Source organism: Mycobacterium sp. UNC410CL29Cvi84 (assembly GCF_000686745.1).
Lineage (GTDB): Bacteria > Actinomycetota > Actinomycetes > Mycobacteriales > Mycobacteriaceae > Mycobacterium > Mycobacterium mucogenicum_B.
The window spans coordinates 173,747-198,372 of the sequence record NZ_JMLM01000008.1 but is presented as its reverse complement, the minus strand read 5'-3'; the positions used below and the strand labels follow the sequence as shown (position 1 = coordinate 198,372).

27 protein-coding genes are annotated in these 24,626 nt (G+C 68.1%); 13 read left to right on the top strand and 14 right to left on the bottom strand.

Annotated elements, in window-relative coordinates; genetic code table 11:
* The first annotated feature begins 77 nt into the window (after positions 1-77).
* Positions 78-683 carry a cutinase family protein gene (locus tag BR47_RS0113080; protein WP_051634787.1) on the top strand — a complete coding sequence of 202 codons (606 nt, stop codon included), beginning with the start codon at positions 78-80 and terminating at the stop codon, positions 681-683.
* A gap of 20 nt (positions 684-703) precedes the next feature.
* Positions 704-1,429, top strand: a complete 726-nt coding sequence (locus BR47_RS0113075; protein ID WP_036427226.1) for a cutinase family protein — start codon at positions 704-706, stop codon at positions 1,427-1,429.
* 1 nt (position 1,430) lies between these two features.
* On the opposite strand, the gene truA is transcribed toward BR47_RS0113075, so the two are convergent.
* From truA to infA, 8 genes are all read right to left on the bottom strand, one after another.
* Positions 1,431-2,327 carry a tRNA pseudouridine(38-40) synthase TruA gene (truA, locus tag BR47_RS0113070; RefSeq protein ID WP_036427224.1) on the bottom strand — a complete coding sequence of 299 codons (897 nt, stop codon included), beginning with the start codon at positions 2,325-2,327 and terminating at the stop codon, positions 1,431-1,433.
* Positions 2,311-2,862 carry a 50S ribosomal protein L17 gene (rplQ, locus tag BR47_RS0113065; RefSeq protein WP_020101464.1) on the bottom strand — a complete coding sequence of 184 codons (552 nt, stop codon included), beginning with the start codon at positions 2,860-2,862 and terminating at the stop codon, positions 2,311-2,313. Before rplQ ends, truA begins: the two co-directional genes overlap by 17 nt.
* A 61-nt stretch (positions 2,863-2,923) precedes the next feature.
* Entirely contained in the window at positions 2,924-3,976 is a 1,053-nt protein-coding gene (locus BR47_RS0113060; protein ID WP_020101463.1) for a DNA-directed RNA polymerase subunit alpha, read from the bottom strand.
* An 84-nt stretch (positions 3,977-4,060) separates the two neighbouring features.
* Positions 4,061-4,666: a 30S ribosomal protein S4 gene (gene rpsD, locus BR47_RS0113055; RefSeq protein WP_020101462.1), complete on the bottom strand. Its 606-nt coding sequence runs from the start codon at positions 4,664-4,666 to the stop codon at positions 4,061-4,063.
* A gap of 14 nt (positions 4,667-4,680) precedes the next feature.
* The gene (rpsK, locus tag BR47_RS0113050; RefSeq protein ID WP_020101461.1) at positions 4,681-5,097 is read right to left on the bottom strand and encodes a 30S ribosomal protein S11; all 417 of its coding nucleotides are present in this window, start codon (positions 5,095-5,097) and stop codon (positions 4,681-4,683) included.
* 4 nt (positions 5,098-5,101) lie between these two features.
* The gene (gene rpsM / locus BR47_RS0113045) at positions 5,102-5,476 is read right to left on the bottom strand and encodes a 30S ribosomal protein S13 (protein WP_020101460.1); all 375 of its coding nucleotides are present in this window, start codon (positions 5,474-5,476) and stop codon (positions 5,102-5,104) included.
* 155 nt (positions 5,477-5,631) lie between these two features.
* Complete coding sequence (gene rpmJ / locus BR47_RS0113040) at positions 5,632-5,745, bottom strand: 50S ribosomal protein L36 (RefSeq protein WP_003879483.1); 114 nt, start codon at positions 5,743-5,745, stop codon at positions 5,632-5,634.
* A gap of 46 nt (positions 5,746-5,791) precedes the next feature.
* The gene (infA, locus tag BR47_RS0113035) at positions 5,792-6,013 is read right to left on the bottom strand and encodes a translation initiation factor IF-1 (protein ID WP_003886926.1); all 222 of its coding nucleotides are present in this window, start codon (positions 6,011-6,013) and stop codon (positions 5,792-5,794) included.
* Between the two features lie 265 nt (positions 6,014-6,278).
* Here infA and BR47_RS0113030 point away from each other — a divergent pair, with 265 nt between their 5' ends.
* Genes BR47_RS0113030 through BR47_RS0113015 form a run of 4 tightly spaced genes read left to right on the top strand, consistent with a single transcriptional unit; the run spans position 6,279 to position 11,219 of the window.
* Complete coding sequence (locus BR47_RS0113030) at positions 6,279-7,979, top strand: NAD(P)/FAD-dependent oxidoreductase (RefSeq protein WP_029105227.1); 1,701 nt, start codon at positions 6,279-6,281, stop codon at positions 7,977-7,979.
* 12 nt (positions 7,980-7,991) lie between these two features.
* Entirely contained in the window at positions 7,992-9,467 is a 1,476-nt protein-coding gene (locus BR47_RS0113025; RefSeq protein WP_029119771.1) for an ATP-binding protein, read from the top strand.
* Positions 9,468-9,524: 57 nt separating this feature from the next.
* Entirely contained in the window at positions 9,525-10,355 is an 831-nt protein-coding gene (locus tag BR47_RS0113020) for an LLM class F420-dependent oxidoreductase (RefSeq protein WP_029119770.1), read from the top strand.
* Positions 10,356-10,370: 15 nt separating this feature from the next.
* Positions 10,371-11,219 carry an LLM class F420-dependent oxidoreductase gene (locus BR47_RS0113015; protein WP_020101456.1) on the top strand — a complete coding sequence of 283 codons (849 nt, stop codon included), beginning with the start codon at positions 10,371-10,373 and terminating at the stop codon, positions 11,217-11,219.
* Between the two features lie 8 nt (positions 11,220-11,227).
* Here the strand turns inward: BR47_RS0113015 and BR47_RS0113010 are convergent, their stop codons facing one another.
* From BR47_RS0113010 to BR47_RS0113000, 3 genes are all read right to left on the bottom strand, one after another.
* Entirely contained in the window at positions 11,228-11,821 is a 594-nt protein-coding gene (locus BR47_RS0113010) for a hypothetical protein (protein ID WP_141772231.1), read from the bottom strand.
* 117 nt (positions 11,822-11,938) lie between these two features.
* Positions 11,939-13,405 (bottom strand): RNA polymerase sigma factor, encoded by a 1,467-nt coding sequence (locus BR47_RS33510; RefSeq protein ID WP_036427221.1) that lies wholly within the window; start codon positions 13,403-13,405, stop codon positions 11,939-11,941.
* 190 nt (positions 13,406-13,595) lie between these two features.
* Complete coding sequence (locus tag BR47_RS0113000; RefSeq protein WP_029119768.1) at positions 13,596-13,850, bottom strand: hypothetical protein; 255 nt, start codon at positions 13,848-13,850, stop codon at positions 13,596-13,598.
* 153 nt (positions 13,851-14,003) lie between these two features.
* Here BR47_RS0113000 and BR47_RS32085 point away from each other — a divergent pair, with 153 nt between their 5' ends.
* Positions 14,004-14,726 carry a hypothetical protein gene (locus BR47_RS32085; protein WP_029119767.1) on the top strand — a complete coding sequence of 241 codons (723 nt, stop codon included), beginning with the start codon at positions 14,004-14,006 and terminating at the stop codon, positions 14,724-14,726.
* A gap of 222 nt (positions 14,727-14,948) precedes the next feature.
* On the opposite strand, the gene BR47_RS32600 is transcribed toward BR47_RS32085, so the two are convergent.
* A complete protein-coding gene (locus BR47_RS32600; RefSeq protein WP_081831284.1) occupies positions 14,949-16,274 on the bottom strand; it encodes an RNA polymerase sigma factor in 1,326 nt (441 codons plus the stop codon).
* 22 nt (positions 16,275-16,296) lie between these two features.
* Positions 16,297-16,623, bottom strand: a complete 327-nt coding sequence (locus BR47_RS0112985; protein ID WP_141772230.1) for a hypothetical protein — start codon at positions 16,621-16,623, stop codon at positions 16,297-16,299.
* Between the two features lie 272 nt (positions 16,624-16,895).
* Between BR47_RS0112985 and BR47_RS0112980 the strand changes: the two genes are divergently transcribed.
* The 4 genes from BR47_RS0112980 (at position 16,896) to BR47_RS0112965 (ending at position 21,630) form a co-directional block, all read left to right on the top strand.
* A complete protein-coding gene (locus BR47_RS0112980; RefSeq protein WP_029119766.1) occupies positions 16,896-18,416 on the top strand; it encodes a CoA-acylating methylmalonate-semialdehyde dehydrogenase in 1,521 nt (506 codons plus the stop codon).
* Between the two features lie 15 nt (positions 18,417-18,431).
* Positions 18,432-19,592 carry an acyl-CoA dehydrogenase family protein gene (locus BR47_RS0112975; RefSeq protein WP_029105224.1) on the top strand — a complete coding sequence of 387 codons (1,161 nt, stop codon included), beginning with the start codon at positions 18,432-18,434 and terminating at the stop codon, positions 19,590-19,592.
* Between the two features lie 76 nt (positions 19,593-19,668).
* Positions 19,669-20,541 (top strand): 3-hydroxyisobutyrate dehydrogenase, encoded by an 873-nt coding sequence (gene mmsB / locus BR47_RS0112970; protein WP_020101450.1) that lies wholly within the window; start codon positions 19,669-19,671, stop codon positions 20,539-20,541.
* A gap of 108 nt (positions 20,542-20,649) precedes the next feature.
* The gene (locus BR47_RS0112965; RefSeq protein WP_141772229.1) at positions 20,650-21,630 is read left to right on the top strand and encodes a hypothetical protein; all 981 of its coding nucleotides are present in this window, start codon (positions 20,650-20,652) and stop codon (positions 21,628-21,630) included.
* A 65-nt stretch (positions 21,631-21,695) separates the two neighbouring features.
* Here BR47_RS0112965 and BR47_RS0112960 read toward each other — a convergent pair whose 3' ends face one another.
* The gene (locus tag BR47_RS0112960) at positions 21,696-22,466 is read right to left on the bottom strand and encodes an HAD family hydrolase (RefSeq protein WP_029119764.1); all 771 of its coding nucleotides are present in this window, start codon (positions 22,464-22,466) and stop codon (positions 21,696-21,698) included.
* 211 nt (positions 22,467-22,677) lie between these two features.
* On the opposite strand from BR47_RS0112960, the gene BR47_RS0112955 reads away from it, so the two are divergent.
* Entirely contained in the window at positions 22,678-23,358 is a 681-nt protein-coding gene (locus tag BR47_RS0112955) for a response regulator (protein WP_036427219.1), read from the top strand.
* Positions 23,355-24,551 (top strand): GAF domain-containing sensor histidine kinase, encoded by a 1,197-nt coding sequence (locus BR47_RS0112950; protein ID WP_029119763.1) that lies wholly within the window; start codon positions 23,355-23,357, stop codon positions 24,549-24,551. Before BR47_RS0112955 ends, BR47_RS0112950 begins: the two co-directional genes overlap by 4 nt.
* Positions 24,552-24,626 lie beyond the last annotated feature (75 nt).

Sequence of the window (24,626 nt, the reverse complement as noted above, 5' to 3'; positions counted from 1 at the left end):
GGGATACCATCGGATTTGTGATTGGCCGCCGGACGCTCTGTGTGCTGATCACCGCTCTGACTGTCGGCGCCGCCCCAATGTCGGTGCTACTGACTGACATTGGGGTGGCGAACGCCGCTGCCACGTGCGCTCCCGCAGAGGTCGTGTTCGCCCGCGGCAGGATGGAGCCGCCCGGCCCCGGACAGGTTGGCGCCGCCTTCGTCACCGCGCTGCGCCAGCTCCGCGGCCCGAATATCGGTCTGTACCCGGTGAATTACCCGGCGGACACCCAGGTCGACATAGCCGCCAACGACATGAGCCGGCGCGTGCAATGGCTCGCCCGCAACTGCCCATCGACCAAAATCGTGCTCGGCGGTTACTCATTGGGCGCCGCCGCCACCGATCTGGTTATCGCCGTGCCCATTTCGGCGTTCACCTTCAACAGTCCCCTGCCCCGTGGCGCCGATCAGCACATCGCGGCCGTGGCGCTCTTCGGCAATGGCTCCAACTGGGCCCTGCCCATCTCCGCGCTGAGCCCGACGTACCAGAATCGGACCATCGACCTCTGCCATTCCGACGACCCGGTCTGTAATCCGAGCAGCCCCTACAAATGGCGTTCGGAATGGCAGGATCACCTCGCGCCGGGCTACATCAAGTCCGGCATGGTGAACCAGGCCGCGAAGTTCGTGGCTGCGCGTCTGTGATCCGCCGCTAGACTCCAGCCATGACCCCCCGCTCCGTCATGACGTCCGTCCGGTCTGCCGTCGCCCTGGCCGGCGCGGCAGCATCGGTTGCCACCGGGGTGGTGGCGGCGACGGTCGTAGCCCCCGCAGATGTCATCGGTGCCGCAGCGGCAGACCCGTGCCCGCAGGTCGAGGTGATCTTCGCGCGCGGCCGCAACGAGCGACCGGGCGTCGGCCGCGTGGGCGGCGCATTCGTCGACGCGCTGCGCGCCAAGACACCTCTGAATGTCGGGGTCTACGCGGTGAACTATCCCGCCAACGTCGAAATCGCCCAGGGCGCGAACGACATCAGCTCGCGTATTCAAGACATGGCAGCGCGGTGCCCCGACACCCGGCTGGTGATCGGCGGGTACTCGCTGGGCGCCGCATCGGCGGCCGTGGCATTGACCTCCGACAACCCGGGCTGGGGATTCAACAGGCCGCTGCCGCCGGGGATGGACTCCCATGTCGCCGCGGTGGCGCTGTTCGGCAACGTCACCCACCGGATGGGCGGCTCCAACATCAGCCCGATCTACCTGGATCGCACCATCGACCAGTGCAACGGCGCCGATCCCGTCTGCATGGACGGACTGCCGCAGACCATCGCTCAACTACAGGGCGACTGGCAGAACCACCTGCAGGATGGCTACATCGGGTCCGGCATGGTCAATCAGGCCGCCGACTTCGTCGCCGCCCGCCTGGCCCCGCCCCCACCGCCGGCACCGTGAGCTAATCGAGGGTACGCAGATCCCGGGTGACGGCGATCCGGGACGCCAGCTGATCGTCGGGCGGGTAGTCCACCGACACCAGCGTCAGGCCCCGCGCCGGGGCGGCGGCGTACTCGCTGGACCGGCTGTCGGCCGCCAAAAGGCCTGCGATCCAACCGGGTTCGCGACGGCCCTCCCCCACGGCGAGCAATGCGCCGACCAGCGACCGCACCATGTTCCAGCAGAAGGCGTCAGCCGTCACGTGGGCGGTGACCAGATCACCCGAGCGCTGCCAGTCCAGCCGCTGCAGATCCCGGATGGTCGTCGCGCCCTCACGAAAGCGGCAGAACGCGGCAAAATCCTGCAGCCCCAACAACTCCTGCGAGGCGGCCGTCATGGCGTCCAGATCCAGCGGCCGCGGCCACGGTGTGATGAACCGGGCCTGTTGCGGCTCAACGCCATACGGCGCCAACGACAACCGATATTCGTAGTGCCGCCGCAGCGCCGAGAACCGGGCGTCGAAACCCGGTGCGGCCCGGACGATCTGGCGCACCCGCACATCGGCGGGCAGGAACCGCGCGAGCCGGCGCACCAGCGGCAGGAACTCGGGGTCCCCCGGCCGCGGCGAGCGCGGATAGGCGAAACTCAGTGCGGCAGAAGGCACGTCGACGTGTGCGACCTGCCCGGCGGCATGCACGCCGGTATCGGTCCGCCCCGCGGTGACCAGGCGCACCGGCTCACGGAACACCGTCGACAACGTCTCTTCGATGACACCGGCGACCGTGCGCTGCCCGGCCTGCGGTGCCCAACCGGCGAATTCGGTGCCGTCGTACGAGATATCCAGCCGTAAACGAACGTGCCCGCCATCGGATTCGATGGCGGGCACGTCGTTCACAGCGTGATTAGGACTTGGCCTCATCCTCGGTCGCCTCAGCCTCGGCCTCAGCGGTCTGAGCGTCGGCGATGCCCTCGTCAGCAGCCTCGACCTCGGCAACCGGAGCCTCGACAGCGGCTTCCTCAGCGGGAGCCTCGGCTTCGGCAGCCTTCGCCTGAGCGGCGGCCGCGCGACGGGCGCGGTCGGCCTCGGAGACGACGGTCTTCTCCCGGACCAGCTCGATCACGGCCATGGGGGCGTTGTCGCCCTTGCGGTTCTCGACCTTGATGATGCGGGTGTAGCCGCCCTCGCGGTCCGCGAAATGCGGTGCGATCTCGGCGAACAGGGTGTGCACCACGTCCTTGTCGCGGATCTTCTTCATCACCTCGCGCCGGTTGTGCAGCGCGCCCTTCTTGGCGTGGGTGATGAGCTTCTCGGCGTACGGACGCAACGCCCGGGCCTTGGCATCAGTGGTCTTGATGCGGCCGTGCTCGAACAGCGAGGTGGCCAGGTTGGCCAGGATCGCCTTCTGGTGCGACGACGACCCGCCGAGGCGAGCACCCTTAGTGGGTTTGGGCATTGCTACTTCTCCTAATTGGGGCCGGCCCCCGTATCAGGTAGGGCCGGGACGGAATTTCTTATTACAGCTGTTCGGTTTCGGCGTAGTCCTGGTCGGCGTCCAGGTCGTAGCTGGCATCGCTGTTCCAGGTGCCGGTGGCCACGTCGTAGCCGGCGACCTGCGACGGGTCGAACGTGGCGGGGCTGTCCTTGAGCGACAGACCCAGCTGGTGCAGCTTGATCTTGACCTCGTCGATGGACTTCTGGCCGAAGTTACGGATGTCCAGCAGGTCCGACTCGGTACGCGAGACCAGCTCGCCGACGGTGTGCACACCCTCGCGCTTGAGGCAGTTGTACGACCGCACGGTCAGCTCCAGGTCGTCGATCGGCAGCGCGAACGAGGCGATGTGGTCTGCCTCGGCCGGCGACGGGCCGATCTCGATGCCTTCGGCCTCGACGTTGAGCTCACGGGCCAGACCGAACAGCTCGACCAGCGTCTTGCCGGCCGAAGCCAGGGCGTCGCGCGGGGCGATCGAGTTCTTGGTCTCGACATCCAGGATCAGCTTGTCGAAGTCGGTGCGCTGCTCGACGCGGGTGGCCTCCACCTTGTAGGTGACCTTCAGCACCGGCGAGTAGATCGAGTCGACCGGAATACGGCCGATCTCGGCACCCGAAGCCTTGTTCTGCACGGCCGGGACGTAACCGCGGCCGCGCTCGACGACGAGCTCGACCTCCAGCTTGCCCTTGTCGTTCAGGGTGGCGATGTGCATGTCCGGGTTGTGCACCGTCACACCGGCCGGGGGCACGATGTCACCGGCGGTGACGGCACCCGGGCCCTGCTTGCGCAGGTACATGGTGACCGGCTCGTCCTCTTCCGAGGAGACGACCAGGCCCTTGAGGTTCAGGATGATGTCGGTGACGTCTTCCTTGACCCCGGGGACGGTGGTGAACTCGTGCAGGACACCGTCGATGCGGATGCTGGTGACCGCTGCGCCCGGGATGGACGACAGCAGCGTGCGCCGCAGCGAGTTGCCGAGGGTGTAACCGAAGCCCGGCTCCAGCGGCTCGATGGTGAACCGCGACCGGTTCTCGGCCAGCACGTCCTCGGACAGGGTGGGTCGCTGAGAGATCAGCATTTTTCTATCTCCTTCTCGGCACCCGCTATTTGATGCCGGTTGGTTGGTGCCCGCCCGGGATTGGGCGGGCCACCAGGACTCGAATTACTTCGAGTAGAACTCGACGATCAGCTGCTCGGTGAGCGGCACGACGATCTGGGCGCGCTCGGGCAGCTGGTGCACGAGGATGCGCTGACGCTCGCCGACGACCTGCAGCCACGACGGGACCGGACGGTCACCGGCGACCTCGCGAGCGATCTGGAACGGCAGGGTGTTCAGCGACTTCGGCTTGATGTCGATGATGTCGTACTGCGACACCCGGTAGCTCGGGATGTTCACCTTGACACCGTTGACGGTGAAGTGACCGTGGCTGACCAGCTGACGGGCCATGCGGCGGGTACGGGCCAGGCCGGCGCGGTACACGACGTTGTCCAGACGGCTTTCGAGGATCTGCAGCAGGTTCTCACCGGTCTTGCCAGCCTTGCGGTTGGCTTCCTCGTAGTACTTGCGGAACTGCTTCTCCATGACGCCGTAGGTGAAGCGAGCCTTCTGCTTCTCCTGCAGCTGGGTGCGGTATTCGCTCTCCTTGATCCGCGCGCGGCCGTGCTGGCCGGGCGGGTAGGGGCGCTTTTCGAACGACTGATCGTCACCGACGAGGTCGACGCCGAGGCGGCGCGACTTGCGGGTGGCGGGTCCGGTATAACGAGCCATTTTTCAAATCCTCCCTAGACCCGGCGCCGCTTGGGCGGACGGCAGCCGTTGTGCGGCTGCGGGGTGACGTCGGAAATCGCGCCAACCTCGAGGCCGGCGGCCTGCAGCGAACGGATCGCGGTCTCGCGGCCCGAACCCGGGCCCTTCACGAAGACGTCGACCTTCTTGACACCGTGCTCCTGCGCCTTGCGGGCAGCGTTCTCGGCGGCGAGCTGCGCGGCGAACGGGGTGCTCTTGCGCGAACCCTTGAAGCCGACGTGACCCGACGAGGCCCAGGCGATGACGTTGCCCTGGGGATCGGTGATCGAGACGATGGTGTTGTTGAACGTGCTCTTGATGTGAGCGGCGCCGTGCGGGACGTTCTTCTTTTCCCGGCGACGAGTGGGCTTGCCGCGCTTCGAAGCAGCGCCGGCTTTCTTGGTGGGTGCCATTTACTTACCTGGCCTTCTTCTTGCCGGCGATGGTGCGCTTCGGGCCCTTGCGGGTACGCGCGTTGGTCTTGGTGCGCTGGCCACGCACGGGCAGGCCACGACGGTGGCGCAGGCCCTGGTAGCAACCGATCTCGATCTTGCGACGGATGTCGGCCTGCACCTCGCGGCGCAGGTCACCCTCGACCTTGAGGTTGCCTTCGATGTAGTCGCGCAACTGGGTCACCTGGTCGTCGGTGAGGTCCTTGGTGCGCAGGTCCCGGTCGATGCCGGTGGCAGACAGGATTTCCTGGCTGCGGGTACGGCCGATGCCGTAGATGTAGGTCAGCGCGATCTCCATGCGCTTGTCACGCGGGAGATCAACGCCCATGAGGCGTGCCATCAGGCAGTGTTCCTTTTCGTTGCGGAGGTCTGATCCCAGTCCGTTCCCCGTCTTTTTCGGGGTCCGGCCTCCGTGCCGGACGTGGTTGAGAGCCGTATGCCCTCAGTGGTACTGGGAGGTCTGCATTCAGTTTTGGGTGCTGCTTGAGCTGATGCTCAGCCCTGCCGCTGCTTGTGCCGCGGGTCAGAGCAGATCACCATGACCCGGCCGTGGCGGCGGATCACCCTGCACTTGTCGCAGATCGGCTTGACGCTCGGGTTCACCTTCACGACTTAGCGATCCTTTTCTCGGTTCTGAATTGGTGGTGCTCGGGCGTTACTTGTAGCGGTACACGATGCGGCCACGGGACAGGTCGTACGGAGAGAGCTCCACTACGACACGGTCCTCCGGCAGGATGCGGATGTAGTGCTGCCGCATCTTGCCGCTGATGTGGGCGAGCACCTTGTGACCGTTCTCCAGCTCAATGCGGAACATCGCATTGGGCAGGGGCTCGATCACGCGACCCTCGACCTCGATGGCGCCGTCTTTCTTGGCCATACTCTTTGGTAATCCTCTGGTTCTTCGGTTTCGTATCTCATACGCCCGTGCTCGGCGCAGAGCCCACCCCGGCTACAAGAACGTGGACTTAATGCCAGGAAATTCCGGGGAACTTCAAAACAGAGCACGCAAAGAGCCGGCGCAGAAGCTGCACCGTTGGTCCACGATACCCGCTCGGACCCCAGGTACCAAAATCCGCGAGGCACCCCGGCAGACCCTAGGTGGGCGCATCGTCTTCGCAAGTCAGGGCGCATAATGAACAGCGATGACTGGACCCGCTTCCCCGGCTCGCAATCCGGTGATTCTCACCGTGGACGACGATCCCGCAGTGTCCCGGGCCGTCGCCCGCGACCTGCGCAAACACTATGGCGAGCGCTACCGGATCGTACGCGCCGAATCCGGACAGGACGCGCTGGTAGCGATCAACGAGCTGCAGCTACGGGGCGACACCGTGGCGATGTTCATCGCCGACTACCAGATGCCGGAGATGAACGGCATCGACTTCCTGGAACTGGCCATGGACGTGTTTCCGCTGGCCCGCCGCGTGCTGCTGACCGCGTACGCGGACACCCACGCCGCGATCAACGCCATCAACCTGGTCGACCTGGACCACTATCTGCTCAAGCCCTGGGATCCGCCCGAGGAGAAGCTGTACCCGATCATCGACGGCCTGCTGGAGGCCTGGCACGAGGTCGGCGACCGCGCCGTCCCGCACACCAAGGTGATCGGCCACCGGTGGAATCCCCGCTCGTGGGAGGTCCGCCAGTTCCTGGCCCGTAACCAGCACTACTACCGGGCGTACGCATCGGACGAGCCCAAGGGCAAGCAGCTGCTGACCGCTGCCGGCCTCGACGGGCTGGAGCTGCCGGTGGTGATCTCCGAGCAGGGCGAGACGCTGGTCCAGCCGACCGATGCCCAGCTGGCCGCGATGCTCGGCCTGGCCACCACCCCGTCGCTGGAGATGTACGACCTCGCCGTCATCGGCGGCGGGCCGGCCGGCCTGGCGGCCGCGGTGTATGGCGCGTCCGAGGGGCTGCGCACGGTGCTGATCGAGCGCACCACCACCGGCGGACAGGCGGGCCGCAGCTCGCGGATCGAGAACTACCTGGGCTTCGAGACCGGAATCTCCGGCGCCGAGCTCACGACCTCGGCGCGGCGGCAGGCCGAGCGCTTCGCCGCCGAGGTCATCACCACCCGTGAGGTCGTCGAGCTGGACGTCTCGTCGCTGGCCAGCAAGACGCTGACCTTCGACGACGGCCGGAGCATCACCGCACGGTCGGTCATCCTGGCCACCGGCGTCGACTACCGGCATCTGCAGGTCGCCGGGTGCTGGGAGGACCCCGACAGCGTCGGCAACAGCTACGTCGGCAACGGCGTCTTCTACGGCGCCTCGGTGTCGCAGGCCTCCGAATGCGCGGGCGAGGACGTCTACATCGTCGGCGGCGCAAACTCCGCCGGCCAGGCCGCGATGTTCATGTCGCAGCAGGCCAAGTCGGTGACGCTGCTGGTGCGCGGCAAGTCGCTCGAGGCGTCGATGTCCTACTACCTGATCCAGCAGATCGAGAACACCCCGAACATCAGCGTCCGGACCTGCACCGAGGTGGTCGACACCTGCGGCGAGGACGGGCACCTGACCGGGCTCTGGCTGGTCAACAACGCCACCGGCGAGCGGGAGCACGTCGAGTCGACGCGACTGTGTTGTTTCATCGGCGCCACCCCGCGCACCCAGTGGCTGGAGAACGCCGGCATCGCCCGCGACGACCACGGCTTCATCCTCACCGGCCCGGATCTCAAGGACGTCTGCGGCTGGAACCTGGACCGGCCGCCGCACCACTTGGAAACAAGTGTGCCCGGTGTGTTTGTTGCAGGAGATGTCCGCGCTGAATCGGCCAAACGGGTCGCAGCCGCGGTTGGCGAAGGCTCGATGGCAGTGATGCTGGTGCACCGGTATCTGGCCGAGACGTAGGAGGAGACCGGTATGGGCGAGACGTGCGCGCGAAGTGAACTGAAAACGCTGTTCCTTTTCGAGGCGTTGACCGACGAGCAGCTGGACACGCTGTGCGCCAACGGTCACATCGCGACGTTCGAGCCCGGCCCCGTCTGCACCGAGGGCGAACCGGCCACCTGCTTCTACGTCATGCTCGACGGCGAGCTGGTGATGTCCATGAAGTCCGGCGGCATCGACATCGAGACCAACCGCACCTCGATGCGCGGCGTGTACTGCGGCGCCTGGTCCGCGTACATCCCCGACGAGCAGCCGGTCTATGAGGCGTCGGTGCGGGTGACCAAGCCGTCGCGGTTCTTCGTCCTGGACGCCAACGCCTACGCCGACTTCATGCGCAAGGAATTCCCGATGGCGGTGCATCTGCTGGAGGGCCACAAGGTCGGCGGCCGCCGCGGGCGGCAGATCGTCGGCCAGCGCGAAAAGCTCCTCGCCCTGGGCCAGCTCTCGGCCGGCCTCACCCACCAGCTGAACAACCCGGCCGCCGCGACCGCGCGCGCCGTCGCCGACCTGCACGACCGCATCGGCAAGATGCGGCACAAGCTGGCCATGCTGGCCGACGGTCAGGTCAGCCCGCAGTCACTGCGAGTACTGGTCGGCATTCAGGAAGGCATCGCCGAGCAGGTGGCCAAGGCGAGGACGCAGGAGCTGTCGGCCATCGAGGCCTCCGACCGCGAAGACGCAATCGGCGAATGGCTCGAGGACCACGGCATCGCCGCCGCCTGGGACTACGCCCCCACCTTCGTCGACGCCGGCCTGGATGTTGCTTGGCTGGAAGGCATTTCGTCGTCCCTCGGCTGCGCCGATGCGTCCGCCACGCTGCAGGGCGCGCTGGGCTGGCTGAAGTACACCATCGACACCGAGCTGCTGATGTGTGAGATTTCCGAAGCGAGCAAACGGATTTCGACGCTGTTGGCCGGCGCCAAACAGTACTCCCAGATGGACCGTGCCCCGTACCAGAACGCCAACGTACATGAGCTGTTGCGCAGCACCCTGATGATGTTCGGCGACCGCATCGGCAAGGACGGCACCACCTGCGTCAAGGTGGTCAAGGAATACGACCCGGCACTGCCCGAATTGCAGTGCTACCCAGCCGATCTGAACCAGGTGTGGACGAACATCATCGACAACGCCCTGCAGGCCATGAAGGGCTGCGGCGTGCTGACGATCCGCACCAAGCGCGTCAGCGACGACACCGTCCGGATCGAGATCAACGACAACGGACCGGGCATTCCGCCCGACGTCATCGAGCGCATCTTCACCCCGTTCTTCACGACCAAACCCTTCGGCGAGGGCACCGGACTGGGGCTCGACCTGGCGTGGCGCATCATCTGCGAGAAGCACCACGGCAACATCTACGTCGAATCCAAACCGGGCGACACCACGTTCATCGTCACGTTGCCCGTGCACGCGCCGGCGCCGGAAGAGTTCCCGGCCGTGGCAGCGGGATAGTTCGACTCACGGCGCGCCGAACGGAATAGCCGCCCGCGCCCCAGAGTTGCCGCAAAGGTGACCAAACCAGACCTTGGGCGCTACGGCGTATTCGGGCGCGGCGCAACGCCGCAACAGGCAGCAGAAATCGAAGCGCTGGGCTACGGCGCGATCTGGGTCGGGGGATCCCCGCCCGCGGAACTGGACTGGGTCGAGCCACTGCTCGGCGCGACGGAGCGGCTGAAGGTCGCGACCGGCATCGTCAACATCTGGACGGCGGCCGCCGGACCGGTGGCCGAGTCGTTCCACCGCATCAACACCGCCTATCCGGGCCGGTTCCTCCTCGGCATCGGCGTCGGGCACCGCGAAGTCATCACCGAGTACAAGAAGCCGCTCGACGCGCTGAACGAGTATCTCGACAAGCTCGACGAGTACGGCGTGCCGAAGGAACACCGGGTGGTGGCCGCGCTCGGCCCGCAGGTACTGAAGCTCTCGGCCCGGCGCAGCGCCGGTGCCCACCCCTACCTGACCACCCCGGAGCACACCGCCCAAGCGCGTGAGCTGATCGGGCCGGACGCGTTCCTGGCGCCCGAGCACAAGGCGATCCTGACGACCGACGCGGACAAGGCGCGGGCCGTCGGCCGCCAGGCCCTGGAGCTTTACCTCAATCTGAACAATTACCTCAACAGCTGGAAGCGGTTGGGGTTCACTGACTCTGACATCGCCAAGCCCGGCAGCGACCGGCTCGTCGACGCGGTGGTCGCCTACGGCACCGTCGACGCGATCGCCGCCCGGCTGAAGCAGCACCTCGACGCCGGCGCCGACCACGTACCGGTTCAGGTGCTGACGTCGCCGGACAACTTGGTGCCCGCACTGACCGAACTCGCCGGCCCACTGGGCCTGCGGTAATTGGAGGGATCGACCATGAGCAAGCTGGACCTGGGCCGCGTCGGGGTGTGGACGTTCGGCGCCCCGACCCCCGAGCAGGCCGCCGAGATCGAGAAGCTGGGCTACGGCGCGATATGGCCGGGCGGCTCCCCCGCCGGTGACCTGGCTTTCGTCGAACCGATCCTGGCCGCGACGGAGAAGCTGCAGCTGGCCACCGGCATCGTCAACGTGTGGACGGCGCCCGCGGCGCAGGTCGCCGAGTCGTACCACCGGATCGAGGCCGCGTACCCGGGACGGTTCGTGCTGGGCGTCGGCATCGGCCATCCCGAGCACACCAAGGAGTACCGCAAGCCGTACGACGTCCTCGTCGAGTACCTGGACGAGCTGGACGCCGCGGGAGTTCCGGTGGCGCGCCGCGTGGTGGCGGCCCTCGGCCCGAAGGTGTTGCGGCTGGCGGCTGATCGCAGTGCCGGCGCGCACCCGTACCTCACCACCCCCGAGCACACCGCCGAGGCGCGCAAGGTCATCGGGCCGGACGCGTTCCTGGCGCCCGAGCACAAGGTGGTGCTGACCGACGGTTCGGCCGAGGCCACCGCGGAGGCACGGGCGATCGGGCGACAGACCGTCGACTTCTATCTGAATCTCACCAATTACCTGAACAATTGGCGCCGACTCGGCTTCTCAGAAGACGACATCGCCAAGCCGGGCAGCGATGCGTTGATCGACGCGGTCGTCGCGCACGGCACGCCGGACGCCGTCGCCGCACGACTCACCGAGCACCTCGACGCCGGTGCCGATCACGTGACGGTCCAGGTGCTCGGCGGCTGGGACAAGCTGGTGCCGACGCTCACGGCGCTGGCCGGTCCGCTGGGCTTGCGCGGATAGCCTGGCGCTCAGCGCTTTTGGCCTTGACCATCCTGCGGGCCGTCCTGCTTGTCGTGGTGCTGCCAGATGCGGCGCGGCCAGTTCCAGTGCGGCCCGTGCGTCGGCTTCGGGGTCTCGGCGGCAGGCGGCACGACCACCGGCTGCGCAGGCGCGATGGCCTTCGGCGGGACGACGACGGGCGCGCTGACCACACTGGGGACCGGCGCCGGTGCCCGAGTCGCCACATGGTTGGCGGTCGGCATCGGGGCTGGAGCCGGAGCCGGGGCGACATACGGAGTTGACCGGGTGTGGTCGACGACGGCCAGGGGTGTCGACGGTTCGTCGTTGCCGCCGAGCAGAATCGCACCGACCGCGGCGGCGACGGTGACCCCGCCGAACACCATCGCGACGAGCGCGACCCGCAGGGTTCTGGGTGTCCGCGTCGCGGCGAGCGGTGCGGCGGGAATCAGGTTCGGCGCCAAAGGTTCTTCGGCTTCTTCCGGTTCGGTCAGTGACCAGGCCAGCGCTCCGAACGGCATCGTCGGCATCCCATGGAGGGTTCCGCTGGCCGGGTCAGACGAGTACTCCAGGTTCGGCATTGTGGCGGTCATGGCAGTGGACATGGCGTGCTCCTGTGTCGTTCTTGCTGTCCCGGATGGGCGGCTCTCACAGGTAGGAGTCGCGCGGCACCCACGGCGGGACAACTTTTGGCGGGTTGCTTCTTCGCAGTTCGGAATCGGCTAGTAGATGACCGGCGGCTGCGTCGTCGTCACCGGTGCCGGCTCGATGGGGCCGACGTCGATCGGGGGCAGCGGCCGCGGCCGGGGCGGCTTGGGTGTGCCGGACGGTGTCGTCGGGGTCGGCGACGGAAGCGGTTCGGTGATGACGGGCGGCGCCTGACTGGGCGACGGCTGTTCCGAGACCACGGGTGGCCGCGGGCGGTGCGGCGGCAACGGTCGCGGCGACGGCTGAGGTGTGACGACGGGCGCGGCCGGCGGTAGCGGTACCGGCACCGGCGACTGCTGTGGCGGCGGCACCGCCCGGGGCGGCGCGGCCGTCGTCGGCTCGGGCGGAGCGGTGACGACAGCGGTCGGGCTGGGCGGCGGCGGAGGCGCGGCGGTGGTGGTCACCGGGTTTTCGGGCGTGGTGCTGGGCGGCGCGGTGACAGAGGTGGTGACGCCTTTCGGGGCGACGGGCGCGTTGGTTTCGTACCGCCAGGCGATGGTCAGCGCCAGCACGATCAGCGGAATGCCGATCAGCAGCGACATCGTCAGCATCACGCGGCCGTTGGGCGACGTGGCGGCAGGTTCCGCGTCGAGGACGTCGGCCGCGGCGAACTGTTCGGTCGGCGCATCCGGCAGCGCCGTCTGTGCTTCGGTGGGTGCGCTGCCGAGATCGGTGGAGGCCGACGTCAGCTGAATCCGATTCAGCGTGCGGTCCCGCAACCAGGTCGGCGCAGGGATGAACAGCGGTGTGCCGCCGAGCAGCGCGACCGGGTTGACCATGCGGCGCCGGTCCTGATCGCACATCGGGCAGCTTTCGATGTGCCGGGCGATCCGCTTGCGCATCAGGATGGTGAAGGTCCCGTCCCACCCGGCGAGGATCGCGCCCAGCTCTCCACAGCTGTTGCCACTCTGCCCGCGGCGGGCGACGAGCAGCGCGCCCAGCGAGCGCTCCATGGTGTCGCGCAACCGCTGCATGATCTTCTTGGCACTGGCGGTACTTACGCCGAGGGCCTCGGCGAGTTCGGGCCCCTCCAGTCCGTGGCGATAGCCCAGCTCCAGCACCGCGCGGTCCCGGTCGGACAATCCGCCGGCGGCCTCGGCGACCAGTTTGGCCAGTTCGTTGCGGGCCGCCAGGGTGTCGGGTCCGGCGTCCCCGGACGCCTCGTCGGGCAGTTCTTCTGACGGTTCTTCGCGGCGCCGCTGCCGGATGCGGCGCAACGCCTCGTTCCGGGCGATCGCGTACAGCCAGGGACGCAGCTTGTCGGGTTCCCGTAGCTTGTCCAAAGCTGTTGCGGCAGTGCAGAACACGTCCTGGACGCAGTCCGCGGCAGCATCGCGGTCCCGGACCATGCCGACGCAAAAGTCGTGGAGCCGGTCGGCATAGCGGTCATAAATACCGGCAAATGCCATGCGGTCTCCGGAGAGGGCGGCGCCGACCAAGTCGGCGTCGCTGACAATGTCCCAATCTGGCACTGCGGTCATGAGACGGGCTCCCGTACCGGATCGATCGCCGGTATGCACTGATGCTAATCCGGCGAAGGCGAGGTGGTTTGCCGAATTAACGAGCATCGGCGTTGGCTTCAATGAGGAGAACGAGAGCAGACCGGACCCGGTTCAACACCAGACCCGGCTGCGTCTCGAATCCGCGTGGGCGGTGTGCCATCACGGCCAGTCAGTGCTTCTTGTGATCGGAGTGCTTCCAGTCCCAGTCGTACCAGTGCCAGTAGTAGTGGCAGTGCTCCCAGTCCCACCAGGCCCACGAGCAGTAGTCGTGGCCCCAGGTCTGTGGTGCGGGGATGGACGGCTGGGCTTGGGCGGTGCCCGCCGTCAGGCCCATGCCGGCCAGGGCCATGCTGCCGGACAGCAGCGCGGCCGCGGCGGCCCGCTTCGCGAGGGACTGCCGCTTGGCAGGGTTGTTGTTGCTCATTTCGTGCTCCTTGGTTGGTGTCGCAGGCGCCCCGTGCGGGCTCTGTCATAGGTAGGAGCGCGACCCCCGGACACCGGGGACACTTTTTTCGGAAGATTCCGAATCGCCGCGAAAAACTTGTCAGACTCTGCTGCCGGCAGTGCTCATACCAGCATGAGCAACCATTCACCCACCCCGTGGAACCCCGACACCGACAACACCATCGCTGCCGACGCCGTAGCCGCCGGCCCGCGTTCGGTGACCTTCCCCCGGCTCGCGTACAGCGACCAACTCGCCCTGCCCGATGCACCGGAGGACGACGTCACCGTCGCCGTCGGCACCGACGACGGCCGCTGGGCCCGGCGCCGCGTCGCACTTGCCTTGGGCGGCGCGGCCAGCGTCATCGTGGCGTCGGCCGCCGTGGCCTTCACCGCGATCAGTTCACTCGACGCCGGCACCTCGGTGGCACCGGCCGGTGGTTCGACTGCCGTGCCCGCGGCCGCGCCGGCCGTTCTGGTGCAGCCGCCGGCGGCGCTGCCCGCGCCCTCTGCCCCGCAGGCGGCGCCGGCGGCGCCGGTGATTCCCGACCACGTGCCGGCGGCCGCGCCCCAGCGACCGGCAGCACCCGTCGTCGTCACCGCGGCGCCGGCGGCCGTTCCCGCCCCCGAGGTCGTGCCACCGGCTCCCGCACCAGAGGCGATCCCGGAACCGCCCGCGCAACCACTGCCCACGTTCCCGCCGATCGTCATCAACCTGCCGGCGCCGCCGGCCGCACCGCCGAAGGAGCCGGCACCCGCTCCCAAGCCCGATGGCCCGGTATTGAAGGGCCCGCTCGCCATTCCGAGCCCCGGCAAGACCCCGCCGATCAACCCGAATCTGCCCCTGGATGCCGGCTGACGTCCGGTAGACGCAAACGCCCGCCACGGTGGTATCCCCCACCGCGGCGGGCATTTTCGCGTTGACCCTGTATTGACGGCGCGATTGTTCGAGTGGCCTACGCCGTCACGACAGGATCAACGACTCTGCGCGACGCAACCACGCTGACCCTGCACTCAGGGCGCAGTTGTTCGAGTGGCCTACGCCCTCACGTCAGGGTCAACGACTCTGCGCGCAGCAGGTCTATCTCCGGCCACCGGAACCCGGATCACCGGTGGGAGCAGGCGGCGCCTCGAACGAGGGCGGCGCAACCGACATCGGCGGCCGCGTCACCGGTCCGGGCCGGCTGGCCGTGCGATCCGGCGGCGCCGGGTGCGGTGCCGGCATCGGTTCGGCGGCCGGCAATTCCTGCTGCGGCTGCTGACTCGGTGCCACCACCGGCGGGAAAGATTTGGTCGAGACTCCGGGCACCTGCGTCCCCGGCTCGCTCGACGGCGGCGGCGCGCTGCGCGGCGTGCTCGGCGGAGCGGAAAGCGGCGTCGTCGCAGGCGTTTCCAGCGGAGCCGTGATGCCGCTGTCGACCGGTTCGCGGCCGTGGCGGCCCGGCCCGGCCAACGTCCAGACCAGGCCTGCCACCAGCAGTACCAGCGCGCCGGCAGCCAGGCTGATCGGCAGGACGAGCCGGCGGCGCCGGTCCTCCGCCTGCGGGGTTACGGCACCCGCGCCGGTCCCCGTATCGGCGCCGTCGACCAAATCGGTTGTCCGGCAGACCAACTGGATGTCGGCCAGCGTCGTATCCCGGAGTTCCCTCGGGGCCGGGATGAAGGGCATGGCGCCGAGCAGCGCGGCCGGACTCACCCGGCGGCGCCGTTCGGATTCACATTCAGGGCACGATTCGATGTGCCGGGCGATGCGTTTACGCATCAGCACCGTCATCGTGCCGTCCCAACCATCGAGCACCGCGGCCAGCTCCGGGCAGCGCGCCGGATCCTGGCGCGTCTGCCGGGCCACCAGCAGCGCACCGAGCGAGCGGCCGACCATCTCCCGCGCCCGATGCGTCAGGGTGTTGGCGGTCGCCGGGCTGACGCCGAGAGCCTTGCCGAGTTCCGGTCCGTCGAGGCCGTGGCGGTAGCTCAGTTCGATGACCTCACGGTCGCGGTCCGAGAGACCGCCGCAGGCCTCCCGGATCAATTGGGCCAGGTCGTCCCGCTCGGCGAGCGCATCTGGACCGGCCTCGGCCGATGCACTGTCGAGGTATTCGTCGTCAGCCGGTTGTTCGAGCTTGCGGCGCTGAATGTGCCGCAGGGCCTGCGAGCGCGACACCGCGTACAACCACGGGCGCAGCTTCTCGGGCTGACGCAGTTTCGACAGCCCGGTCGCCGCGGTGCAGAACGCCTCGTGCACACAGTCGGCAGCGGCGTCACTGTCACGGACCATGCGCACGACGAAGTCGTTGAGCCGGTCCGCGTAGCGGTCGTAGATCGCGGCGAATGCCGCGCGGTCGCCCGAGGCGGCCGCGCGGGCAAGTTCCTCGTCGGGTGCTTCGTCCCAATCGATAAGCGCGCTCATCGGCAGGGTTCTCCCCTGATCATCAGTAGTAGTAGGCCGGGTAGGAGCCGGTGTCGCCGTTGTCGCAGTTGACGTTGATGTCCCAGAACCGGTTCAGCGGAATGCCCGGGACGAAGAAGCCCGCCTCGCCGGCGGAGTTCTGGTAGGCCCTCGTGGTGAACCAGTCGGAGGTGTAGGTGCACCAGGTGCCTCCGCTGCCACCGCTCCAGCCGATCCAGATGCCGCCGTAGTGCGGCACCGGATTCACGCCCAAGGGGTTCGCGTGCGCGGTGCCCGCGCCTGCCAGAGCTACCGGGACCGCCGCCGCAGCAGCAATTCCAGCAACGAACTTTTTCAGCTTGGTAGCCATTGTGCTCCGCCTTTCCTCGGCTCGGCCCGGATGGCCTCGCCTGTATGTAGGAGCATCTCGCCGTATCAATCCTGACAAGTTTTTCCGAGTTTGGTCTACGCATCGGCAAAGAAGTCCGGCATTTCCGAAATCCTGCTGAGCAACCGCGTCGGCAACCGCACGCGGAACCCCGTCAGCAAACCCCTTGCCAACACCGGTTCCGAATTACTAGGATATGCAAGTATCTCGCCTCGAGCCGAGAACCCGAACTCTGCACACCTTGGACGGATGTCATGACCACCCAGATTCCGCATTTCATCAACGGCCGGCGCACCACCGGCGAATCGACCCGCACGGCCGACGTGCTCAACCCCAGCACCGGCCAGACCCAGGCCCAGGTGCTCCTGGCGTCAGCCTCCGACGTCGACGCCGCCGTGGCGGGTGCCGTTGTCGCGCAACGGGAATGGGCGTCGTGGAACCCGCAGCGCCGGTCGCGTGTGCTGATGAAGTTCATCGACCTGGTGAACCAGAACAAGGACGAGTTGGCCCGCCTGCTCTCGCTGGAACACGGCAAGACCTTCGAGGACTCCCTCGGCGACATCCAGCGCGGCGTCGAGGTCATCGAGTTCGCCGTCGGCATCCCGCACCTGATGAAGGGTGAGTTCACCGAAGGCGCCGGCGCCGGCATCGACGTCTACTCGATGCGCCAGCCGCTCGGCGTCGTCGCCGGCATCACGCCGTTCAACTTCCCCGCCATGATCCCGCTGTGGAAGGCCGGGCCCGCGCTGGCCTGCGGCAACGCCATCATCATCAAGCCGTCCGAGCGCGACCCCTCGGTGCCGCTGCGCCTCGCCGAGCTGTTCATCGAGGCGGGCCTGCCGGCCGGTGTCCTGCAGGTGGTCAACGGCGACAAGGAGGCCGTCGACGCCATCCTGCAGCACCCGGACATCAAGGCCGTCGGCTTCGTCGGCAGCACCGACATCGCGCAGTACATCTACTCGAACGCCGCCGCCAACGGCAAGCGCGCGCAGTGCTTCGGCGGTGCCAAGAACCACATGGTCGTGATGCCCGACGCCGACCTGGACCAGGCCGTCGACGCACTGATCGGCGCCGGCTACGGCAGCGCCGGCGAGCGGTGCATGGCGATCAGCGTCGCCGTCCCGGTCGGCGAAGAGACCGCAAATCGCTTGCGCAACAAGCTCGTCGAGCGCGTCAACCAGCTGCGCGTCGGGCACAGCCTGGACCCGAAGGCCGACTACGGCCCACTGGTCACCGGTGCGGCCCTCGAGCGGGTGCGGGGCTACATCGCCCAGGGCGTCGACGCCGGTGCCGAGCTCGTGGTCGACGGCCGCGAACGCGCCAGCGACGACCTCACATTCGACGATGCCGACCTGTCCGGTGGCTTCTTCCTCGGCCCCACCCTGTTCGACCACGTCACCCCCGACATGTCGATCTACACCGACGAGATCTTCGGCCCGGTCCTGGTGATCGTCCGCGCCCACGACTACGAGGAGGCCCTGCGCCTGCCGTCGGAGCACGAGTACGGCAACGGCGTCGCGGTGTTCACCCGCGACGGCGACACCGCCCGGGATTTCGTCTCGCGCGTGCAGGTCGGCATGGTCGGCGTCAACGTGCCGATCCCAGTTCCGGTGTCCTACCACAGCTTTGGCGGCTGGAAGCGGTCCGGCTTCGGCGACCTCAACCAGTACGGCACGGCATCGATCCAGTTCTACACCAAGGTCAAGACCGTCACCGAGCGCTGGCCGTCGGGCATCAAGGACGGGGCCGAGTTCTCGATCCCGACCTTCAAGTAAGGGCCGGCGTTGAGCATCGACCTTTTCGGACTGGACGACGACGAACGCGTGATCGCCGAAACAGCGGCCGCGTTCGCCGAAAAACGGCTGGCCCCAAATGCTTTGGCGTGGGATGCCGATGACCACTTCCCCACCGACGTCCTGCGGGAAGCGGCCGAGCTGGGCATGGCGGCCATCTACTGCAACGACGACGTGGGCGGCAGTGGGCTCCGCCGGCTGGACGGCGTGCGCATCTTCGAACAGCTGGCCACCGCCGATCCGACGATCGCGGCGTTCCTGTCGATCCACAACATGTGCGCGTGGATGGTGGACAGCTACGGCACGCCGGAGCAGCGCAAGACCTGGCTGCCGAAGCTGGCTTCGATGGAGGCCATCGCCAGTTACTGCCTCACCGAGCCGGGTGCCGGCAGCGACGCCGCGGCCTTGCGCACCAAGGCCGTTCGTGATGGCGACCACTACGTGCTCGACGGCGTCAAGCAGTTCATCTCGGGCGCGGGCGTCTCGGACGTCTACGTCGTGATGGCCCGCACCGGGGCCGACGGACCACGCGGCATCTCGGCCTTCATCGTCGAAAAGGACACGCCGGGACTGAGTTTCGGCGCCAACGAGGAGAAGATGGGCTGGCATGCCCAGCCCACCGCCCAGGTGATCCTGGAAGGCGTGCGGGTGCCCGCCGAGGCCATGCTCGGCGGCTCGGACGGCGAGGGCACCGGCTTCTCCATCGCGATGAACGGCCTCAACGGTGGCCGCATCAACATCGCCGCCTGCTCCCTGGGCGGCGCGCAGGCCGCCTACGACAAGGCGCTGGGCTACCTGGCCTCGCGCGAGGCGTTCGGCGGGGCACTGATCGACGAGCCGACCATCCGGTTCACCCTCGCCGAGATGGCCACCTCGCTCGAGACCTCGCGAAACATGTTGTGGCGGGCGGCAACCGCGCTCGACACCAACAATCCGCGCAAGGTCGAACTGTGCGCCATGGCCAAGCTCCATGTCACCGAGGCCTGCTACACGGTGGCCGATCAGGCGCTGCAGTTGCACGGCGGCTACGGCTACCTGCGCGAGTACGGGCTGGAAAAGATCGTCCGCGACCTCCGGGTGCACCGCATCCTGGAGGGGACGAACGAGATCATGCGCGTGGTCATCGGCCGGGCAGCTTCGGCTGCCGCACGTAATTGAGCGATTTGTGCACGAAAATCCGCGGTGAGCGCGAGAAATCGTGCACAAATCGCGGAGAACTAGGGAGGACAGACTGATGGCGACGATTGCATTCCTGGGCCTGGGCCACATGGGCGGCCCGATGGCGGCGAACCTCATCGCGGCCGGGCACACCGTGCACGGCTTCGACCCCGTCCCGGCCGCGGCGCAGGCAGCGCGCGACCACGGCGCGACGACCTTCGACAGCGGCCCCGAGGCGGTGGCCGGCGCCGACGTCGTCATCACCATGCTGCCCAACGGCGACCTGGTGAAGAGCTGCTACGCCGACGTCCTGCCCGCCGCGGCCCCCGGCGCGCTGTTCATCGATTCGTCCACCATCTCGGTCGACGACGCCCGCGAGGTGCACCGCCTGGCCGGCGAGCACGGCTTCGCGCAGCTGGATGCCCCGGTGTCGGGCGGCGTGAAGGGCGCGACGGCCGGCACGCTGGCGTTCATGGTCGGCGGCGAGCCCGAGGCCTTCGAACGCGGACGCGCGGTGCTCGAGCCGATGGCCGGCAAGATCATCCACTGCGGCGACTCGGGCGCCGGCCAGGCCGCCAAGGTGTGCAACAACATGGTGCTCGCCGTCCAGCAGATCGCGATCGGTGAGGCGTTCGTGCTCGCCGAGCACCTCGGCCTGGACAAGCAGTCGCTGTTCGACGTGATCACCGGCGCCACCGGCAACTGCTGGGCCGTGCAGGTGAACTGTCCCGTCCCCGGACCGGTCCCCAGCTCCCCGGCCAACAACGGATTCCAGCCCGGTTTCGCCACCGCCCTGATGAACAAGGACCTCGGTCTGGCGATGGCTGCGGTGCGCTCGACGGGGTCGTCGGCACCCCTCGGCAGCCACGCCGCGGACATCTACGCAAAGTTTGCCGCCGAGCATGCCGATCTCGACTTCAGCGCGGTAATCAATCTCCTGCGTCAATGAGGTCGCATCACCATCACCGCACGTCACAGTGGTATTCGTTAGTTAACTGTGACATCGCGCGCATTAGGGCATAGGATGCGTGGGTCGCACAGGGAGGATTCGCGCCGCATGACTTTCAAATATTCCGCCAAGGGGGCCACCGCCTCGGCTACCGCGATTGCTGTGGCGTTTTTCGGGGCGGGCGTCGCCTTCGCATCGCCCGGTCCGTCGAGCCCGAGCAACCCGGGCACCGACCCGGCACAGCCGACACAGACGCAGCAGGCCAGCAAGAACAACGAATCTGCCACGACGCCGTCGAGTGACGTGGGTACGGCCGGCAGCAAGACCGTCTCCAACTCGACCTCGAGCTCGACCGCCGGCCACACCGGCAAGACGGCGCGCAACAACGACAACGGCCTCGACTGGGGTGACGACTGGAGCCTGGGTGGCTTCCCGCCGATCAACCTGTCGAGCATGCAGCCGCCGGAGGCCACCGTCGCGGTGCCGCTGTCCCTCGGTCTGCCCGGCCTGAGCCTGCCCAGCCTGGTGCTCGACGCCGGTCTCGGCGGTCTGGTCACCGGCCTCGGGGCGCTGCTCTTGAACGGTGCCGCAGCCGCCGTGCCCGCAGGCGCGACGCTGGGGACGCCGGTCGCCGCTGCCGCAGCTCCGGCTGCGACCGCCGCCACGTTCGGCACCCTGTCCGCCGTCGGCGACATCGCCAAGGTCTCTTCGGCGGCCGCCGCCCCGGCGATCGCGGCTCCGGCACTCGCGGCACCGGCCGTGGCTGCCCCCAGCCTCGGCGGCCTGCCGGCCATCGGCGCACCGGCCATCGGCTCGCTCGGCGCGCTGGCCGCACCGAAGCTGCCCGGCATCGGTCTGCCGAAGCTCCCGTCCGCCGGTCTGCCGGAGATGCCGGACTTCACCAAGCTGGCAGCCCCCAAGCTGCCCAAGCCTGAGGACCTGCCCCACCCGGAGATCGGTCTGCCGAAGGCCCCGAAGGTCGGCCTGCCGGACATGTCGGACATCCCGCACCCGCAGATCGGCTTCCCGCCGCACCCGCGGATCTTCCCGAAGATCGGCCTGCCGAAGATCAGCCTTCCGTGGTTCTGAGCCGTTGAAAGAGGCGGGGCTCGGCGCCCCGCCTCGACAATTGAAAAGCTGTGAAGAACTGGTGGTCAGCCCTGGGCTGACCACCAGTTCTTGTGTAGGCGCTCGCACCCGGCGGCCAGCAGGCCGTCGTACTCCGCGCGCACCTGGACCGCCCCGGGGAATTCGTGGCCGGCGGAGTAGCCGGTGGTGACCACCAGCGTCGCCAGTTTGGCGGCGCGCGCCGCGCGGAAACCACGGACACCACCCGCCACCGCCAGCGCGCTCTCCGGTCCCAGCCCCAACTCCCACAGGGCGTGGCCGTGCAGATCCGGTTCCCGACTGGGCCGCGGCAGATCGTCGGGCGTCACGATGGTCTCGGCAATGCCGTCACCGAGGAGCTGACGGACCAGCGGCTCCACCCACGACCGGCTGCCGGTGCTGACCACAGCCACCGCCACCCCGGCGCCGAACAATCCGGCCGCCAGGTCGTCGAGGCCGTCGCGCGGGCTCACGTCACCGTCGAGGACCGACGTCTCGAACAGGTCGGTCTTGGTGCGGTACACGTGGGCCGCGATCTCGTTGCTGACCCGCCCGTATCCGCGCCGGCGCAATGCCGAGGCGACGCGGCGCTGTTCGTCGGCGATGCGGACCAGCCGGCCGTATTCGGCCACCGACCAGGAGATGTCCAGTCCGTGTTCAGCGAAGGCGGCGTTGAACGCCACGCGATGAGCGTCGCGCTCGACATCGGCCAGCGCACCGTCCAGGTCGAAGATCACCGCACGCAGCGGGTCGATCACGGCATGGGCCGGGCGCGCCACATCCCACCAGAACGTGCGCTCCACACAACTCACCGACATGAGTACAAGGGTGTCCCACGTCACATGTGCGGGGCCTCCCCCCAACGGGGGATTAGACGGGCGAGATTCGGGATGAACATTCCCGATGGTCCACAGCCGGTCCTCCCGACCAGCGCGGAATCGCCGCTCTAAGGTGATGCCATGAGCACCAGCGAGAAGCCGAAGGCGCATCGCGTATGACCACCAGCGAGAAGCCGGAGGCGCATCGCGCATGACGAGCGAGCCCGAAGCCGGCGCCGCTGCGCCGGTACGGCTGATCCTGGTCGACGACCACGAAATGGTCATCGAGGGGCTCAAGGCCATGCTGGCCGCGTTCAGCGACCGGGTGCGGGTGGTCGGCCAGGCCGTCGGGGCCGAACGTGCGGCCGCGGTGGTCGACGAGCTGCAGCCCGACATCGTGCTGTGCGACGTGCGGATGCAGGGCGCCAGCGGCCTGGACCTGTGCCGTGAACTGCGCGAACGTGCCCCGGACCGCAAGGTGGTCATGCTGTCGGTGTACGACGACGAGCAGTACCTCTATCAGGCGCTGCGGGTCGGGGCGGCGGGCTATCTGCTCAAGAGCATCAGCAGCGACGACCTGGTCCGTCAGCTCGAGTTGGTGCACGGCGGGGCGACGGCCATCGACCCGAGCATGGCCGCCCGGGCCGCCGATACCGCCGCCCGCATGCAGCGCGACGAGTTCTGGCCCGGCGCCCGGCAGGGCCTCACGCAGCGCGAGAGCGAAATCCTGTCATTCGTCGTCGACGGACTGTCCAACCGCGGTATCGCGACCCGGCTGGTGATCGGCGAGGAGACCGTCAAGAGTCACCTGCGGTCCATCTACCGCAAGCTCGACGTCAGTGACCGGGCCGGCGCCGTGGCCACCGCGCTGCGGGAGGGCATCTACCGATGACGCCGCGCAATGAGGTGCTGACCGCCGACCGCGAGCTGGCCCTGCTGCGCGAGCTGATCCAGGCCGCATCGAGCGGACCCGGCGTCGAGCCGCTGGCCGCGGCGGCCGCCCGGATGATCACCGCGGCCACCGGCACCGACGTCTGCTTCGTCCACGTGCTCGACGACACCGAACGCTCGCTGACATTGACGGGCGCCACCCCGCCGTTCGACCAGGAGGTCGGCAAAATCCGGCTGCCGCTGGGCGAGGGCGTTTCCGGGTGGGTGGCCAGCAACCGCGAGCCCGTCGTGATCAGCCACGACAAGGAATCCGACCCGCGCTACCGGCCGTTCGAATCGCTGCGCGGCAGTGACTTCGCGTCCATGGTGTCGGTGCCGATGGAGACCGACCCGGGCGGGCTGGTCGGCGTGCTCAACGTGCACACCGTCGAGCGCCGGGAATTCACCGCCCGCGACGTTGAGCTGCTGCTGGTCATCGGCCGGCTCATCGCCGGGGCCATGCACCAGGCCCGGCTGCACCGCCAGCTCGTCGCCCGTGAACGTGCCCATGAGAACTTCGTCGAGCAGGTCATCGAGGCCCAGGAGATCGAGCGCCGCCGGCTGGCCGGCGACATCCACGACGGCATCTCGCAACGGCTGGTGACGCTGTCGTACCGGCTCGATGCCGCGAGCCGGGCGGTCGGGACCGACACCGCCGTCGCGGCCGAGCAGCTGACGCTGGCCCGGGAGCTGGTGGACCTGACGCTCGGCGAGGCCCGCGCCGCCATCGGGAACCTGCGCCCGCCGGTCCTCGACGATCTGGGGCTGGCCGGCGGGCTGGCCAGCCTCGCGCGCTCCATCGGTCAGCTCGACGTCGACGTGGAGCTGACCGACGTCCGCTTGCCCGACCACATCGAGCTGGCGCTGTACCGCATCGCGCAGGAGTGCCTGCAGAACGTCGTGAAGCACGCCCACGCAAGCAATGCGCTGCTGAAGTTCACCGCCGACGCGGAGCACGCCCGGCTCGAGATCATCGACAACGGCACCGGTTTCGACACGTTCGAGCGCCCGCTGGGCGCCGACGAGACGGGTGGCTACGGGTTGTTGTCGATGGCCGAGCGCGCCGAGATCGTCGGCGGCCGGCTAAATATCCGGTCCCGGCCCGGCTCGGGCACCATCGTCACCGCCACCATCCCGCTGCCATCGACGACTTGATGACAATGGCCTGACGGTTGCTAGAAATCATCCGTCATGTATCTCGCGGCTGATTTGGCAAATTTTGACAACGCC

What these genes read in the sequence shown, in the direction of transcription:
- BR47_RS0113080 (WP_051634787.1), top strand. Translation starts at nt 78, where the DNA reads ATGTCGGTGCTACTGACTGACATTGGGGTGGCGAACGCCGCTGCCACG.
- BR47_RS0113075 (WP_036427226.1), top strand. Translation starts at nt 704, where the DNA reads ATGACCCCCCGCTCCGTCATGACGTCCGTCCGGTCTGCCGTCGCCCTG.
- truA (WP_036427224.1), bottom strand. Translation starts at nt 2,327, where the DNA reads ATGAGGCCAAGTCCTAATCACGCTGTGAACGACGTGCCCGCCATCGAA.
- rplQ (WP_020101464.1), bottom strand. Translation starts at nt 2,862, where the DNA reads ATGCCCAAACCCACTAAGGGTGCTCGCCTCGGCGGGTCGTCGTCGCAC.
- BR47_RS0113060 (WP_020101463.1), bottom strand. Translation starts at nt 3,976, where the DNA reads ATGCTGATCTCTCAGCGACCCACCCTGTCCGAGGACGTGCTGGCCGAG.
- rpsD (WP_020101462.1), bottom strand. Translation starts at nt 4,666, where the DNA reads ATGGCTCGTTATACCGGACCCGCCACCCGCAAGTCGCGCCGCCTCGGC.
- rpsK (WP_020101461.1), bottom strand. Translation starts at nt 5,097, where the DNA reads ATGGCACCCACCAAGAAAGCCGGCGCTGCTTCGAAGCGCGGCAAGCCC.
- rpsM (WP_020101460.1), bottom strand. Translation starts at nt 5,476, where the DNA reads ATGGCACGCCTCATGGGCGTTGATCTCCCGCGTGACAAGCGCATGGAG.
- infA (WP_003886926.1), bottom strand. Translation starts at nt 6,013, where the DNA reads ATGGCCAAGAAAGACGGCGCCATCGAGGTCGAGGGTCGCGTGATCGAG.
- BR47_RS0113030 (WP_029105227.1), top strand. Translation starts at nt 6,279, where the DNA reads ATGACTGGACCCGCTTCCCCGGCTCGCAATCCGGTGATTCTCACCGTG.
- BR47_RS0113025 (WP_029119771.1), top strand. Translation starts at nt 7,992, where the DNA reads ATGGGCGAGACGTGCGCGCGAAGTGAACTGAAAACGCTGTTCCTTTTC.
- BR47_RS0113015 (WP_020101456.1), top strand. Translation starts at nt 10,371, where the DNA reads ATGAGCAAGCTGGACCTGGGCCGCGTCGGGGTGTGGACGTTCGGCGCC.
- BR47_RS0113010 (WP_141772231.1), bottom strand. Translation starts at nt 11,821, where the DNA reads ATGTCCACTGCCATGACCGCCACAATGCCGAACCTGGAGTACTCGTCT.
- BR47_RS33510 (WP_036427221.1), bottom strand. Translation starts at nt 13,405, where the DNA reads ATGACCGCAGTGCCAGATTGGGACATTGTCAGCGACGCCGACTTGGTC.
- BR47_RS0113000 (WP_029119768.1), bottom strand. Translation starts at nt 13,850, where the DNA reads ATGAGCAACAACAACCCTGCCAAGCGGCAGTCCCTCGCGAAGCGGGCC.
- BR47_RS32085 (WP_029119767.1), top strand. Translation starts at nt 14,004, where the DNA reads ATGAGCAACCATTCACCCACCCCGTGGAACCCCGACACCGACAACACC.
- BR47_RS32600 (WP_081831284.1), bottom strand. Translation starts at nt 16,274, where the DNA reads ATGAGCGCGCTTATCGATTGGGACGAAGCACCCGACGAGGAACTTGCC.
- BR47_RS0112985 (WP_141772230.1), bottom strand. Translation starts at nt 16,623, where the DNA reads ATGGCTACCAAGCTGAAAAAGTTCGTTGCTGGAATTGCTGCTGCGGCG.
- BR47_RS0112980 (WP_029119766.1), top strand. Translation starts at nt 16,896, where the DNA reads ATGACCACCCAGATTCCGCATTTCATCAACGGCCGGCGCACCACCGGC.
- mmsB (WP_020101450.1), top strand. Translation starts at nt 19,669, where the DNA reads ATGGCGACGATTGCATTCCTGGGCCTGGGCCACATGGGCGGCCCGATG.
- BR47_RS0112965 (WP_141772229.1), top strand. Translation starts at nt 20,650, where the DNA reads ATGACTTTCAAATATTCCGCCAAGGGGGCCACCGCCTCGGCTACCGCG.
- BR47_RS0112960 (WP_029119764.1), bottom strand. Translation starts at nt 22,466, where the DNA reads ATGTCGGTGAGTTGTGTGGAGCGCACGTTCTGGTGGGATGTGGCGCGC.
- BR47_RS0112955 (WP_036427219.1), top strand. Translation starts at nt 22,678, where the DNA reads ATGACGAGCGAGCCCGAAGCCGGCGCCGCTGCGCCGGTACGGCTGATC.
- BR47_RS0112950 (WP_029119763.1), top strand. Translation starts at nt 23,355, where the DNA reads ATGACGCCGCGCAATGAGGTGCTGACCGCCGACCGCGAGCTGGCCCTG.